The 14,075-nt window shown below is 41.4% G+C and carries 13 protein-coding genes; 10 read left to right on the forward strand and 3 right to left on the reverse strand.

All coding sequences use genetic code 11. The features are described from left to right. From LPA49_RS12535 to LPA49_RS12565, 7 genes are all read left to right on the forward strand, one after another. A partial coding sequence (locus tag LPA49_RS12535) for an IS3 family transposase (RefSeq protein ID WP_143474491.1) occupies nucleotides 1–268 on the forward strand: 268 nt, incomplete at its 5' end. Between the two features lie 223 nt (nucleotides 269–491). Next, a complete protein-coding gene (locus LPA49_RS12540; RefSeq protein ID WP_051501807.1) occupies nucleotides 492–1,220 on the forward strand; it encodes an RDD family protein in 729 nt (242 codons plus the stop codon). Beyond that, nucleotides 1,217–2,167 carry a stage II sporulation protein M gene (locus LPA49_RS12545; protein WP_036969968.1) on the forward strand — a complete coding sequence of 317 codons (951 nt, stop codon included), beginning with the start codon at nucleotides 1,217–1,219 and terminating at the stop codon, nucleotides 2,165–2,167. Before LPA49_RS12540 ends, LPA49_RS12545 begins: the two co-directional genes overlap by 4 nt. Beyond that, a complete protein-coding gene (locus LPA49_RS12550) occupies nucleotides 2,157–3,614 on the forward strand; it encodes a hypothetical protein (RefSeq protein ID WP_036969966.1) in 1,458 nt (485 codons plus the stop codon). The genes LPA49_RS12545 and LPA49_RS12550 overlap by 11 nt, the downstream gene beginning before the upstream one ends. Continuing rightward, the gene (locus LPA49_RS12555; protein WP_182396196.1) at nucleotides 3,604–4,752 is read left to right on the forward strand and encodes a DUF4350 domain-containing protein; all 1,149 of its coding nucleotides are present in this window, start codon (nucleotides 3,604–3,606) and stop codon (nucleotides 4,750–4,752) included. Before LPA49_RS12550 ends, LPA49_RS12555 begins: the two co-directional genes overlap by 11 nt. After that, a complete protein-coding gene (locus tag LPA49_RS12560) occupies nucleotides 4,749–5,732 on the forward strand; it encodes a MoxR family ATPase (RefSeq protein ID WP_036969962.1) in 984 nt (327 codons plus the stop codon). Before LPA49_RS12555 ends, LPA49_RS12560 begins: the two co-directional genes overlap by 4 nt. Next, complete coding sequence (locus LPA49_RS12565) at nucleotides 5,729–7,048, forward strand: DUF58 domain-containing protein (protein WP_180311440.1); 1,320 nt, start codon at nucleotides 5,729–5,731, stop codon at nucleotides 7,046–7,048. The genes LPA49_RS12560 and LPA49_RS12565 overlap by 4 nt, the downstream gene beginning before the upstream one ends. A gap of 50 nt (nucleotides 7,049–7,098) precedes the next feature. Here the strand turns inward: LPA49_RS12565 and LPA49_RS12570 are convergent, their stop codons facing one another. Then, entirely contained in the window at nucleotides 7,099–7,575 is a 477-nt protein-coding gene (locus LPA49_RS12570; RefSeq protein WP_036969958.1) for a DUF4234 domain-containing protein, read from the reverse strand. 220 nt (nucleotides 7,576–7,795) lie between these two features. Here LPA49_RS12570 and LPA49_RS12575 point away from each other — a divergent pair, with 220 nt between their 5' ends. Continuing rightward, nucleotides 7,796–7,990, forward strand: a complete 195-nt coding sequence (locus LPA49_RS12575) for a hypothetical protein (protein ID WP_036969956.1) — start codon at nucleotides 7,796–7,798, stop codon at nucleotides 7,988–7,990. On the opposite strand, the gene LPA49_RS12580 is transcribed toward LPA49_RS12575, so the two are convergent. Together LPA49_RS12580 and LPA49_RS12585 are read right to left on the reverse strand one after the other, a co-directional pair. Then, entirely contained in the window at nucleotides 7,987–10,227 is a 2,241-nt protein-coding gene (locus LPA49_RS12580; RefSeq protein ID WP_036969954.1) for a bifunctional diguanylate cyclase/phosphodiesterase, read from the reverse strand. The genes LPA49_RS12575 and LPA49_RS12580 overlap by 4 nt on opposite strands. Nucleotides 10,228–10,280: 53 nt before the next feature. Beyond that, nucleotides 10,281–13,001 carry an insulinase family protein gene (locus tag LPA49_RS12585; protein ID WP_118844107.1) on the reverse strand — a complete coding sequence of 907 codons (2,721 nt, stop codon included), beginning with the start codon at nucleotides 12,999–13,001 and terminating at the stop codon, nucleotides 10,281–10,283. Nucleotides 13,002–13,193: 192 nt separating this feature from the next. Here LPA49_RS12585 and sixA point away from each other — a divergent pair, with 192 nt between their 5' ends. Together sixA and LPA49_RS12595 are read left to right on the forward strand one after the other, a co-directional pair. Then, the gene (gene sixA, locus LPA49_RS12590) at nucleotides 13,194–13,670 is read left to right on the forward strand and encodes a phosphohistidine phosphatase SixA (RefSeq protein WP_036969950.1); all 477 of its coding nucleotides are present in this window, start codon (nucleotides 13,194–13,196) and stop codon (nucleotides 13,668–13,670) included. Nucleotides 13,671–13,718: 48 nt separating this feature from the next. Next, on the forward strand, nucleotides 13,719–14,069 hold the full coding sequence (locus LPA49_RS12595; RefSeq protein ID WP_065978777.1) for a RidA family protein: 351 nt from the start codon (nucleotides 13,719–13,721) through the stop codon (nucleotides 14,067–14,069). Nucleotides 14,070–14,075: the final 6 nt, after the last annotated feature.

Genomic DNA, 14,075 nt, shown 5'->3' on the forward strand with positions numbered 1-14,075 from the left:
AAACAAACAATATCAAAATCATCTCAAGGAAAAAGGGTTGCAACAAAGTATGTCTAGAAAAGGAAATTGTTTAGATAATGCGGTTGCTGAGAACTTCTTCGGCATATTGAAGAGTGAGATGTACCACAACGAAACGTTTAAAGACGTGAATGAGCTTATTGAAAACATCAAAGAATATATCCACTATTACAACAACGAGCGTATTAAGCTGAAACTAAAAGGCCTGAGTCCGATACAGTATCGAAATCAGGCCTTGGCAGCCGCTTAAAAATGAGTCCAACTTTATGGGGTCACTTCAATTTATGTCGGCTTTTTTGTTAAGTTAAAATTAGGGCTAAGTTCACTTTAAACATCAGCCTATGTTCCTTTTTTTAGGCTAAAAGGCATTGAAAAAAGACAGGAAAACGCGCATCATGGTTTACTTAACTTATTGCTTTTTAAGGTTCTGCCCTAATAAGCAAAGACGATAATAACGACTAGTAGTAGATTGCATGTTAAACCACGGATTGGAAAACAGAGAGTACATTAAACTCCCAGAAGGTGTTGATATTGCTATAACACCAGCAGGTGTTGTGGCGCGTAGTTACGCTTATATTATCGATCTTATTATTCGTGGCTTGATCCTGCTTGCCATAGCAACGCTCTTTTCTTTTTTTGGAGACGCAGGCGAAGGCCTTGTTCTTATTGCCTACTTTCTTATATCTTGGGGATACAACATCCTTTTTGAAATGGAAAATGGTCAGACCCCCGGTAAAAAACGCCTCAAAATACGTGTAGTACAAGACAACGGTTTGCCAGCGAGCTTTTCGCAAATAGTGGTACGCAACTTATTACGTCCCGCAGATATGCTGCCTATTGGTTATTTTTTAGGACTTATCGTGATGATGTTTAATACGCGATTTAAACGGATCGGCGATTGGGCAGCAGGCACCTTAGTTATTTATGATGATGAGCTGCAAGAGCGCCCATTACTGCCTAAAGGTGATGTAAGCATTCCTGCTGTCAGCTTGACGACCGAAGAGCAATTAGCGGTGCTTGCTTTTGCTGAACGACACAATGAGTTATCCGCTGCCAGACACCTAGAGATTGCCACTATACTTGCTGAGCCTTTAGCCAGTAATGAAACCGATATTGAGGAGCAATTAGCCAGTTATGCCCGTTATTTTGCTGGGCAACTACACGATAATCATGACCACCCACACGTGGAGAGTCAGCAATGAAACAAACCCAATTTGTAAAATCGAACACACAAAGCTGGGATGAATTCAAAGCGTTATGTGAAATGGAACGTTCAGAGTCGTTGCCCATTCATTTTCCAAATCTGTATCGCAAGATCTGTAATGATTTAGCCATCGCTCAAAGCCGTCAATACAGCCCCATACTCGTTGAACAAATAAATTGTTTAGTGCAGTTAGGCCAAAAACGTTTGTATTTGTCTCGTAGCAATCAGTTTTCTGAGCTATGGCATGTCGCACGAACAGCGTTTCCTCGGGCTCTGTATGAAAACCGTGTGATGTTAGCTGTTAATTTGCTGGCTTTTTGGGGCTTAGCTTTAATTGCCTTTATTTGGGTAAGACTGGACCCAGATGCAGCGTATACTTTTCTAGGGCAAGGTACGTTGCTAAACATAGAAAAAATGTATGACCCAAGTGGAAGTGTGCAATCTGCTGAGCGGGGAGCATCACAAGATTTATTAATGTTTGGGGTGTATATCTACAACAATATAGGGATCGCATTTCAAATGTTTGCAGGGGGAGTGTTGTTTTGTGTAGGAGCTGCATTTTTCTTGTTATTCAACAGTTTTTATTTCGGTGCCATTGCCGCACATATTGTAAATGTTGGGTTTGAAGGACCGTTTTTCTCGTTTGTTATCACCCATGGCTCTTTTGAACTGACAGCGATTATCATTGCCTCTGCAGCAGGGTGCCGAATTGGCTACGCACTCCTTAACCCAGGCCAATTCACGCGTGCTTATGCCATAAAACAAGCCGCACAAAAAGCTTTGCCCTTAATTGTAGGGGCCTTTTTAATGCTGGTGATAGCTGCTTTCATAGAAGCGTTTTGGTCCCCGCGCGATATTGCGAATGAAATAAAATATACAGTGGGCAGTGGGTGTTGGGCGTATGTGCTGTATCGTCTCTATAAGGGAATGCGTTATGGAGCTTAATCGCCTGAGTTTTAACCCTCGTAAACGTGATGCTTACGAAACCTTTGATTTAACAGTGTTATTAGTTAAATCGCACTTTTTTTCTTTGTTTTTTATGTATTTATGCATGGCCTTACCACTATTTATAATTGTGGGCGTGTTACTTAATTGGAGCTGGAGTGCCTTTTTAATATGGTGGCTTAAACCTTTATTCGAGCGCCCGATACTCGATTACATGTCAAAGGCGGTTTTTAATCAACCGGTCTCGATTAGCCACAGTTTAAAGTCGTTAAAGCAATTAAAGTTGGCAGAGATGCTAGTGCATTTAAGTGTCTTAAGGTTCAGTCCTAATCGTGCTTTCTTAGCGCCAGTTGAACAACTAGAGCAACTGTCTAAAGAACGAAAAGCGAAGCGTAAACAGCTGTTGTTCGCTTCAACGAAACCCAAACAAACACTTTGGATGCTATTTTGTGTCCACTTTGAATTTATTTTGTTGATGGGGTTTTCTGCATTAACGATTGCATTAGTGCCGTATTCATTTACAGCTGAAGAAGCGATGTATCAGATTTTTGAGGCCCCTGAATGGTTAGAAATTGCCTTTAATACTTTATATATAGTAAGTATTGCACTCGTTGCGCCTTTATTTGTCACGGGGGGCTTTTTAGCTTATTTACATCGTCGAGTTGAGCTTGAAGGGTGGGATATTGAGCTTGCTTTTAAAAATATTCGCGCACGTCTAAGCGGTGTATTGTGTTCACTGGCACTGCTTTTCTTATCCAGTGTTACTATTGCACCGTCCGCCAGTTACGCCGATGAAATTGATAAACAACAGGTAAAAGAGCAAGTCACAGCGCTTTATAATGAACCTAATGTGATAGAGACAGAAACAACGTGGACGCCTATTTTTGAACCCAAAGAAGCCTCATCGAGTGACTTATCATGGTTATTTAATATTTTTAAAGCCATAGGGCAGGTTTTTGGTGTATTGGGATGGGTGTTAGTGGCGTTATTAGTCATTTGGTTAGTCTATTACTTAATGAAAAAACGTGGTTTCTTTGCCAATTTAAGCCTGCCTGAACGTGCCAGACATAAAGAAGAGCCCGTGATCCCCAGTTTGTTTGCTGAAATTAAAGCACAGGATTTACCCGCAGATATAATTGCCTCGGCATTGCGTTGTTTTAATGCAGGGCAACACCGTTTAGCGCTGGCTTATTTGTTACATTACTCGCTTAGTTGGGCGCAGCAGCAACATCAAGTGAGATTACATCGCTCAATGACTGAGCGTGAATGTAAGCGTGCGATAGATGCCAAAGTACCGACGCATATACACGATATTTTTACGCGCTTGTTTACAGCGTGGGTGAGTGTTGCTTGGGGGCACCAAACACCCGATCTTGATTTTATTGCTCTTACAGAGGAAATAAAAGCAATGACAGCCAGCAAGGAGGAAAGTACTCATGAAGCTTAAATATGTACTGATTGCTGGTTTGGTATTGCTTGGTTTTATTATTGTTGCGGGGGTTGCGTCGCTGGAGTGGGAGAAAAAAGAATTCGAAATAGGTTTTCACTCTGATGTGGCTAAAGATAATTTCACCATGGCGCAGCGATTGTTAAACGCAAATGGCATTAAATGGCTTAAAGATAAACACCTTGCTGCACATGCCGATAGCGAACAAATACGCATTGACCCACACACTATTTTAATTGTCGATGAAGCGGTGCTTGCCGATTCGTATCAATTAGATCAGCAGCTCGCTGAATGGGTGGCTGAAGGTGGGCGATTGGTGTATGTATTAAATCGACAGCGCGATGAGTTGGCACTTGATAATACATTGTTTTTTAATCAACTAGGGATCACCGTTTCAGCGAAAGACAGTGCCTTTGACTATGACTTTGCAATGCTTAAAGAAGGGTCTAAAAACAGCACCTTGGCTATAAATGAAGACACCGTGTTAGCGCTTGAACTAAGCCGTGCATTTACGATTGAACATTGCCCAGGTGTCAGCACAAACACAGAACAGGGCGATACTGTTATGTGTGACCTCGCTTTTGGGCAAGGCCGCGTTATTGTAATGCCGTCATTGGCACCATTTACAAACTATCGATTACGCCACCTTGACCATGGCAGCCTCCTACTTTGGCTTAGCAAAGGGGCTGATAAAGTGACGTATGTTCCTTATTTAACATACCCTAATTGGCTGGCAAAAATATGGCACTGGAGCTGGCAGTTTGTTGTGAGCCTTTTATTATTGGTTGTGTTTACAGTGTGGCATATCAGTAGTCGAATTGGTCGAGCCTATGCCCCTGACTTCGATATTAAAACCAGTTTTAATGCGCATATTCGTGCAGTGGCTAATTTCTACATGCAACACGGACACGAAGCGTATTTATGGACAGCGCTTCGTAAAGACTTTAATGCCAAAGTAGAGATGCGAGTCCCTAATTTTAAAATGTTAAGTGATGATAAACAGGCACAAATTATTGCTAATTTAACGCACTTCGACAAACAACAAGTGACCCAGCTGCTTGTAAGTGAATTACCCACATCACGCGAGCAACGATTAGAATATATCAAACGATTTAAACAATTAAGGAATGCATTATGAGCACGGAACTGGAAAATAAACGCATGAGCTTGATAGATGCAGCGGAGGCTGTAAAACAAGTAAAGCAAAACATTTCACGTGTCCTCGTTGGTCAAGATGCCATTGTTGAAGATGTGCTAACCGTTTTATTTGCAGGTGGTCACGTACTGCTTGAAGGTGTGCCAGGGCTTGGCAAAACGTTACTGGTTAGGGCATTGGCAAAAAGCTTAAACGTGGATTTTTCGCGCGTACAGTTTACGCCTGATTTAATGCCATCAGATGTTGTTGGTCATAGCTTATATGATATGAAGTCGGGTGAATTCAATATTAAAAAAGGACCCGCCTTTACCAATATTTTATTGGCAGACGAAATTAACCGTGCACCCGCAAAAACCCAGTCCTCATTACTTGAAGTGATGCAGGAGCAACAAATAACGATTGATGGTGAATCGCTTTCTATCGATTCTCCTTTTATGGTTTTAGCAACACAAAACCCGCTCGATCAAGAAGGGACTTACCCGTTGCCTGAAGCGGAATTAGACCGATTTATGATGAAAGTTGAATTGGGTTTTCCTTCGCATGAAGCGGAAGTTGAGTTGTTAAAACTTAACACCAAAGTGGTGTCGAATGAATCAACGGTTGAGCAACTGCCAGCAGTACTTGATGCCGCGCGTATTAGTGAAATTAAGCAGCTATGTGCAGATAGGCTAGTTGACGAAAAAATTCTTAATTATGCTGTCGATATTGTTCGTAATTCACGAACTTGGCAAGGTGTATTGCACGGCGCAGGTTTACGAGCATCAATAAACCTGATTAAGGCTGCAAAAGTAATCGCATTGATGAATGGGCGCGATTTTGTGATCCCAGATGATGTAAAATCAGTCGCCCCTAATATTTTAAGACACCGTTTGATCTTATCGGCTGATTTAGAGTTAGAAGGGGTGTCGTACGACGAAGTTATCAATGCCATATTAGCCAGTGTTGAAGCACCTCGCTCATGATTCGAATTAAGCTTAGACCTGCCAAACGCCTTGTTTTACTGCTATGTGCAGTCGTGCTGATGGTGCTTGTCTGTGCTATAGCTGAGCTTGGTAGCGTAATAATGACGGCGTTATTATTGGTGCCTGTCGTGATTACATGGATTGACTTAATGTTGTCAAAGTCGCAGCCGCTGTTATCAACAGAATTGTCGACGAGCCAAAATATGGCATTGTATCGTTGGCAGCCAGTTCAGCTTACTATCAATAACACCGCTAAGCAGCCTCTGCTTCTCGATGCCAGTCTGCATTTAAGTCAGGCCATAGAGCTTGCTGAGCCGCAACAGACGGTATTTTTAACAGCGATGCAGCAAGCACAGCTGAGCTTTAATATTCGTGCTCATAAACGCGGTGACGCTGACATAACCGCTATTGAACTCAGAGTTGGCTCGTCTTTTGGGCTGTGGCAATCTAGCTGGTTAGTCAAGCAAGAGACTCGGTTAAAAGTGTACCCTGATTTTAGTCGTGTAACCTCAAAGCAACACCTTAATGGCGTAACCAATAAGCCAATTAATGGCTTAAAGTTAACCAAAAAGCGGGGTGAAGGTATTGAGTTTCATCAATTAAGGGAATACCGGCAAGGTGATAGTGTTAGGCAAATTGACTGGCAAGCGACCAGTAAACGTCGTAAATTAATTTCTCGTGAATACCAAGAAGAGCAGAATCAGCATGTGATTGTGATGCTTGATGCATCTAAAAAAATGGCGATTGAAGCAAACGAAGGCACTCACTTTGATCATGCATTAAATGCACTTTTATTGCTCGCTCACACTGTGTTAAAACAAGGTGACTGGTTTAGTATGCAAAGTTTCAATCAAGCCTTGCGTTGGTTACCAGATGTTAAAGGGGCGCAGAATGTCTCGCGGGTGATGAATCATTTTTATGATTTATACCCCGATAATAGCAGCAGTGACTATTTAGTTGCGGTTAATCAACTTATTGCTAAGCGAACTAAACGCTCTTTAGTGCTCTTGGTGACAACGTTAGATGAGCAGAGTATTGATGAATTGCTCCCAGCCATAAAAATGCTGCAAAAGCACCACCTTGTAGCGCTTATCAATATAAATAACCGTGCAGTGGCTGAGGTACTCGATGAGCCAATCGAGAAGTATGAAGATGCAACTAGTTATTGTGCGGCACTTGCTTTACTTAATGCACACAAAGCCAATATGGCAAAGCTTAAAAAGCAAGGTGTCATCGCTATTGATTGTAAGCCTGTGCAACTACTGCCACATGTGTTGAATACGTATTTAAATGTGAAGCACTCAGGTGCTCTCTAGCAGGAATAAAAAAGGCATTGAATTCAATGCCTTTTTTACGTTTGTAACGATTATTTTTGCTTGTCTATTGCTTCGTTGATTTTATATTGAAAGTAAATCACGTTGAAGAAAAAGGTTAAAATACCATTTAGTTTGACAGGTTCATCACTGCTTTCGTTGATTAACTCAGTTAAAGAAGTACGCAGTGAAAAGATAAGAATGATCGCGACAACAAAAGAAATAAGCGACACAACACCCCCAAGTTCGGGGCTAACTCCCGCAATCGATAAAATAATATTCACCGCGTATAAACCAACATAGCCGTAAATTATACCTTGGCTAACTTGATGTTTAGCGAGTGAATTTGCAAGATTTGTGCGATTTACTAGCCAATAAACACTGTAAATGCCCAGTGTAAAAACACTTAAAAAGAACACGCCCCAGGCAGAGAAACGATCAAAGTTTAAGATTGGTTTATTACCACTGCTGTTTGCATCTGTTAGGGTAGCTTCGGGCGCTTGGTATAGATTGCTGGTTTCATTAGACATTATATATCCTCATATTTTATTGTTTTTTCCTTAGGTGCCACAGGCACGTTCCTATATTATATCCTCGACTTTATTCTGTATATCATTTCACGCATTTTTTAACGCTTTGCAATTGATAGTAATAGAATATAACCCGTCTTTATAGTGGCTATTACAGCTTCATGGTTTAAACCTGTGCTTAAATTATATACACTGCGCGCTGTTTTTAATGAGGTGCTGTGTGCTGCTAATTCTACTGAGTTGTTTATTTGTATTGGTGATGTATTTAGAGTCGCTTTCGAAGGGAATGCCTGTAAAACGTTGGATGTTTTTAGGGGGCGTGCTTGGGCCCATTGCTTGGTGTTTGTTTAATGTGCACTACCGCCGTGCTTTTGTTCGCCATGTTGGCCGTCAGGCATGTGGTTGGCGCCCTTAATTAACGTTTACACTCCTGATTAAACTTGGAGCTGATTTAGTGAGTTGGCTTTTCAAAAATGCGGTAAATTCAGGGTGTGACAATGGTTTTGAGTAATAATAACCTTGCACCGTTTGACACTTTAATTCTTTTAACATCTCTACTTGTTTAGCTTGTTCAACCCCTTCGGCAACAACATGTAACTCTAGGTTGTGTGCGATGGTAACGATTGAGTCAACCATGTTCCGGCCCCGCTCAGTCTGCATATCATCAATAAATGCTTTATCAACTTTAAGCGTGTTTAGTGGAAACTGTTTTAGATAGGCGAGGGATGAATAACCGGTGCCAAAGTCATCCATCGCTAAGTGAATGCCTCTAGCACTTAATGAGCGCATGACTGCAATGGCTTCTTGCGGGTCATCCATTACGGTGCCTTCGGTAATTTCGAGTTCGAGAAAATAAGAGGGCAACTCGTTCTTTTGTAATATTAAATCAATGCGAGTGGTTAAGTCGGGTAAACTAAATTGCTTAGCGGATAAGTTCACCGCAACACGGCCATTAAAGAGGCCTTGATCTATCCAGTTTTTCACATCGCGACAGGCTTTATTTAAGACCACTTCACCAATTTCAATAATTTGCCCTGTTTCTTCGGCAATCGGAATAAAGACGCCCGGGCTTATAATCCCCTTTTTAGGAGTGATAAAGCGGACGAGTGCTTCCATGCCATCGAGTTTACCGGTGTGAATATTCATTTTCGGTTGGTAATAGACTTCGAAATGATCCTCTTTTAATCCGTAGCGCATTAAGTTTTCAATTTGTAAGCGCTTTACCGCCTCACGGTTCATTGTGTCATTAAAGAATAAGTAGCTGTTGCCTTTTTTCTTTGCGTGATACATCGCAGTATCGGCATTTTTTAGCAATAGCTCGGGGGTATTACCGTCTTCTGGAAACAGCACGATTCCGACACTTGAGGTAATTACCAGCTCATGGCCTGCCATATTAAAAGGGGTGGCAATTGCGGCTAAAAATAGTTTAGCCATCCGTGTGATGGTATGAATGTCGTTAGTGCCCGACATAACCAGTGCAAATTCATCACCACCCAATCGATAAAACACATCTTTCTCGCGAGTGAGTTTATTTAAACGCATTGCCAGTTTAGCTAGGAGACTGTCACCTAGTTGATGACCTAATGAGTCATTAATTTTTTTAAAGTTGTCTAGGTCAAACACTAAAAGAGCATGGTGATTGTCTTGCTTTGCGAGTTTTTTTAAATTGGTGAAAAATAAGTTTCGGTTAGGCAAGCCGGTCGTCCGGTCTCTGTTTGATAGGTTATGTAATTGAGACTCCGCTTTTTTACGCTCGGTTTGATCAGAATAGACAACCACGTAATTACAAATTTGATTATGCTCATTTTTAATTTCATCAATTGAAATTTCAATGGGTAATAATTGACGTTGAGCATTTTTAAGTTTGACTTCTTGTTGCCAATGTTCGGTGGCTTTTACGGTGGCTTTAATTTCGTCGACATAACTTTGGTCGTAGCCAAGCAGTGCAAAATCTTTCTTTAAATACTGTTCACGGCTGCCGCCAAACAGAGTTAAAAAGCTCGGGTTTAAATCAACAAGCTTAAAGTTTTTGTCGTAGATAGCAATTGCATCAGTCAGCGATTCAACACATTTAGCAAATAGGTTTAAACGGGCTTCTGTTGATTTTAGCTGTGAAATATCTCTGACAGTGCCTGTCATTCGTAAGGGGTTTAGGTTGGTATCTTTTTCGATAATTTTTCCACGGTCTAATACCCAGTGCCAGCGATCAAAACTATCTTTAATTCGGTAACTTGCTTCGAAAAATGCAGTGTGTTCTGCAAAATGTCTTTTGAGTGCATTTTCAACGTGTGGTAAATCATGTGGGTGAATAAGGTCTCGATTAGGAGGGAAGCCGTTGGCGTTATTCGTATCTGTGGTGTATTTATCGTTGATACGTATTACTTCGCCCGTTTTTATGTTCCAGTCCCATAGGGTATCACCACTGCCTTCTACGGTACTTTTTAGTCGATGTTCAGAGATTCGCAGCTGATGTCGAGAACGCTTTAGTTTGTAAATGACAAATAGCAAATATGGCAGCAAGAGCATCATAATTGTGCTTGGGATCAGCAACAGTGTACTTTGCTCAAGCTCTATCGGGCTTGCAGAAGCAGAAAAAACATCCGCCATACTCATTATTAAAAAAGTAGAAATCATTTTTATTATTTTTATCATTAATGAAATACCTTAATTCGCACCAGATAATTTAATCTAAGCTCACGAACGAGTCAAAGAGAATGAGAAGAAAGGTTGGCTTTTGCTGGTTTTTTGAGCTTTGGCTCACTTAAAAGTTCGATTCTAGGCCGGTTTTCAGAAAAGATCTCAATAATATATTGCTGCATATCCTCAAGACTCAGCGCATCAAGCTCAGCGATCAGTTGTTGTTGCATATTAAACTCAGTATCGCGGTTACCAATTGCCAGCCATAAACGTTGTGAGCGAAGTCGTAAGTTTTTGTCTTTTTCTGCAATATGTGTGACGAGTCCCGCTTTTGTTTGAAGCCATTGCTGCTCATCAACAGTGGGGATCTGTGCGACAAAATTACTAATAAATTGCTGGTGGCGTTTGAGTATCTCATCAGCGTTGTGTTTAGGCGATTGCACATAAAACGCAATGCCAGCGCGTGTGTTGAATGGGGCATAACCAGCACCCACTAAATAGCCAAGCTGCTGTTTTGTTCTTAGCTCGTTAAAGTAGTCTTGATTGATAAGGTGATTAAGCACCATCATTTTAACTTTTTCTGTGGTGTCATCGGTTAATGCTTGGTAATAAAGCACCATCGCGTGGTCGTTGCAATTGAGTGTGATACGTTGGTGTTCTACTTCGGTAACATCGTTTAGTGGCCGTGTTAAATCGATAATAGTGGTACTGCCAGCGAGGTGATCAACGATTTGCTTTTGAAATTTAAGTGCATCGCTGCGCTGCCAATTGCCATGTAAAAATGACTCAACATGCAAGGCTTTAAAAAACTCAGTTCTAAAGCAGTTGAATTGGTGGAAACTGGTATCTTTTAGCGCCTGAGCAAGTGCATTGGGCTCAGGGTTCCACGGCATAATTTGCGCCCCTAAAATACTGAATAGCTCACTGACGGGTTTGTTTTGATTACTGTTACGCCAATGCCTAACAAGCTGTTTTTTATACTCGGCAAAGCGCTTTGCGCAAATATCGACATTAAACAGTGCTTCGAGTAATTCGTTGACTAAAGTGAGCTGACTTGAAGATAAACCGGCTGTGTGCAGTGTAAGCCCTCCCTGATGCGAGGTTAAATGATAGCTCAGCCCAGCCAGTTCGGCTGGATAAAACTGCTCTGCCACACTGTCCATAAAAAGGTCTGCAAACAGGCGCGTTAGCGCCATGTGTTTTACGTCTTTAATTGCGTAGTGAGAATCCATCGCTAAATAAAAATGCCCTTTAGCAACGCGGAAAGTCGCGTCTTGCTTAAACCAAAAATCAAACCCTTCTTGTTTCACAAGTAGTTCAGGCGCTTTTTTGGGAGTGTCTAGCGGTAACAGTTCAACCTCTTTGGTTAAATAAGGGTTAGCGCAAGGCAGACACATTTCAGGTAAGGGCGTGTTTATTTCACTTAATGCTTCTAACCAGCATGGCGATATATCTTCGATTTTATAAGGTGTATTGTACCAAGCGGTAGTATGTTCTGGCTCAACATCGGGGTGAATGAGCACCAATCGCATATTATCTGGGGTTAACCATTGCATCGCAATTTCATGGGCGCAACGATTAAAGCCTTCCATTAAATAATCGCCTTGTACGTAATTTTCTTCATCGTAATGCTGCATGTTAATGCTTAAATTACTAACCCAGTCGATGAGGCGTGCTTTTTCTTGGTTATCAAAGGCAATTTGTAACAGGTTCTTTTTATCTTGATAAAGCCTGGGAAGTTTGGCGCAGTTTTGATTAATTAAACAGATATACTCGAATACCATTTCGACAATATCTTCATAGTATTCAATACCTTCATCTGTAAGAGCTACGCTGATATTAAAATCTTTAAAGTTACTGCCATTAATACCGCCACCAGCAGAAAGAGCATTGATCCAACCTTGTTCTTTTAAAATTGAATACAACGAGCCCTTGCCCTCATAGCCAAGCAAGTGAGCAATAAAACTAACCGTTTTATGGCGATAAAAATCGTCAATGTTGGGCATAGCAAAACTGATGATGAGCTTTTGCATATGTTTGTGCGGTTCAATGTGTAAAACTTTGCCCAAATCTTGTTTGCGATAAAGGGGAGGCTCGATGATCTCTTTACTCTTTGCTTGCCCTTTAATATCGCTAAAATACTGCTTAACCCAGTCAGTCATCGTGGCAATATCGGCGTTACTGCAAATAACTAAAGTCATCCATTGTGCTTGGTAATGACGGTTGAAAAATGCGCGCAGTTCTTCGCTAATACAGCCCTCACGGTCTGCTAATGTGTGTTGATTACCCACCGAAAACTTAGCAAAAGGGTGTGCTGGGTTTACCGTTTCTTTATGCGCTTGATAAATACGGCGTCCGTCGTCTTTAATTTTTAATTTAAATTCAGCGTCAATTGCATTGCGCTCTTTGGTGGTTTCTTTTGGACTGAGTAAGGGGGCAATAAAAAAACGACTAAATTGCGCGAGTGCATCTGAAAACTGTTGATTATTGATGTCAAAAAAGTAGCAAGAATGCTCGGTGCCAGTCCAGGCGTTCGTGCTGCCACCTGATTGTGAAACAAAGTTCGAAAAGGCACCAGACTCGGGATATAAATCAGTCCCTAAAAAAAGCATATGCTCTAAAAAATGAGCCAGACCTTGTCTATCAAGGGGATCGTCGAAGTGACCCGCATTAACAGCCATAGAAGCCGCTGATTTTGTTGACTCTAGGTCTTGCACTAAAAGCACTTTTAGACCATTGTCCAGTGTTAGGGGCTGGTATGTTCTGTTATCATTGCGGCTGATATTCAAAAGATTCTCCTGAAAGAATGCGTTAATGTCCTAACAACAGATGATAATCTCAGGAACGCTAAAGGCACAGCAACGAAAATCTACCTGAATATCATAAGCGGATGTTTAATCTATCTTGTGATGATATTCTAATATAGCTAACAATCAAGCAAACTGGCTACTGTTTTATATTCTTTAATTGGTTGATTTTTTATGAAAACAATCTTAATCATGCGCCATGGCGAAGCAACGCCTATGCAAGCAGATGATGCAGCAAGACAATTGACGCCAACGGGTCAACAAGAAGCCAGTAGGATGGGGAAGTGGTTAGCATGTCATTATAAACCAGACGCTTTGTTGGTAAGTCCGTACTTACGTGCCCAGCAAACGGCTGAGAATGCAACACACAATATTCCGTTACTCTACAAAGAAACGTGTCGCGACATTACTCCCGACGGTGTACCACAAGTGGCTACTGATTATTTAGAAACGTTAATCGCGATGCATCCACAGTGTAATACTTGGCTAGTCGTCGCTCATATGCCGATCGTGAGTTATTTAGTTGATCAATTGAGCCCTGGTAATATGCCTATTTTTAATACGGGTGCTGTAGCAGTCATTGAATATGATGAAACGAAACAGCGAAGCCACTACTTAAGTATTCACTCGCCAAATAACGTCGAAATATAGCAGTATGTCTGTTAAATTACTGTCACTGTTAACTATTTAATACATACTATGACAATTGAACGATTACAAACAGGTGCGCGAATGAGCCGCATCGTTAAGCATAACGGCACGGTGTACTTATGTGGGCAGGTGTGCGCTGATGCAGAAAAAGGCATTGCTGAACAAACGCAAACTATGCTCGATAAAGTTGAAACTCTGCTAATTGAAGCCGGTAGCAGCAAAGAGCATATGTTAAGCGCCACCCTCTATCTTAAAAGCATGGAATACTTTGCCGATATGAATGCAGTGTGGGATGCATGGGTACCTGAAGGCCATGCCCCCGCGCGTGCCTGTGTTGAAGCTAAAATGGCGCGTGACGCGCTACTTGTTGAGATTTCAGTTGTTGCAGCCGTTAAGTAACGAGCA

This window comes from Pseudoalteromonas sp. MB41, assembly GCF_020966275.1.
Taxonomy (GTDB): Bacteria; Pseudomonadota; Gammaproteobacteria; order Enterobacterales; family Alteromonadaceae; genus Pseudoalteromonas; species Pseudoalteromonas lipolytica.

Coding starts and splice junctions, on each gene's coding strand:
- LPA49_RS12540 (WP_051501807.1), top strand. CDS start 492: ATGTTAAACCACGGATTGGAAAACAGAGAGTACATTAAACTCCCAGAA.
- LPA49_RS12545 (WP_036969968.1), top strand. CDS start 1,217: ATGAAACAAACCCAATTTGTAAAATCGAACACACAAAGCTGGGATGAA.
- LPA49_RS12550 (WP_036969966.1), top strand. CDS start 2,157: ATGGAGCTTAATCGCCTGAGTTTTAACCCTCGTAAACGTGATGCTTAC.
- LPA49_RS12555 (WP_182396196.1), top strand. CDS start 3,604: ATGAAGCTTAAATATGTACTGATTGCTGGTTTGGTATTGCTTGGTTTT.
- LPA49_RS12560 (WP_036969962.1), top strand. CDS start 4,749: ATGAGCACGGAACTGGAAAATAAACGCATGAGCTTGATAGATGCAGCG.
- LPA49_RS12565 (WP_180311440.1), top strand. CDS start 5,729: ATGATTCGAATTAAGCTTAGACCTGCCAAACGCCTTGTTTTACTGCTA.
- LPA49_RS12570 (WP_036969958.1), bottom strand. CDS start 7,575: ATGTCTAATGAAACCAGCAATCTATACCAAGCGCCCGAAGCTACCCTA.
- LPA49_RS12580 (WP_036969954.1), bottom strand. CDS start 10,227: ATGATAAAAATAATAAAAATGATTTCTACTTTTTTAATAATGAGTATG.
- sixA (WP_036969950.1), top strand. CDS start 13,194: ATGAAAACAATCTTAATCATGCGCCATGGCGAAGCAACGCCTATGCAA.
- LPA49_RS12595 (WP_065978777.1), top strand. CDS start 13,719: ATGACAATTGAACGATTACAAACAGGTGCGCGAATGAGCCGCATCGTT.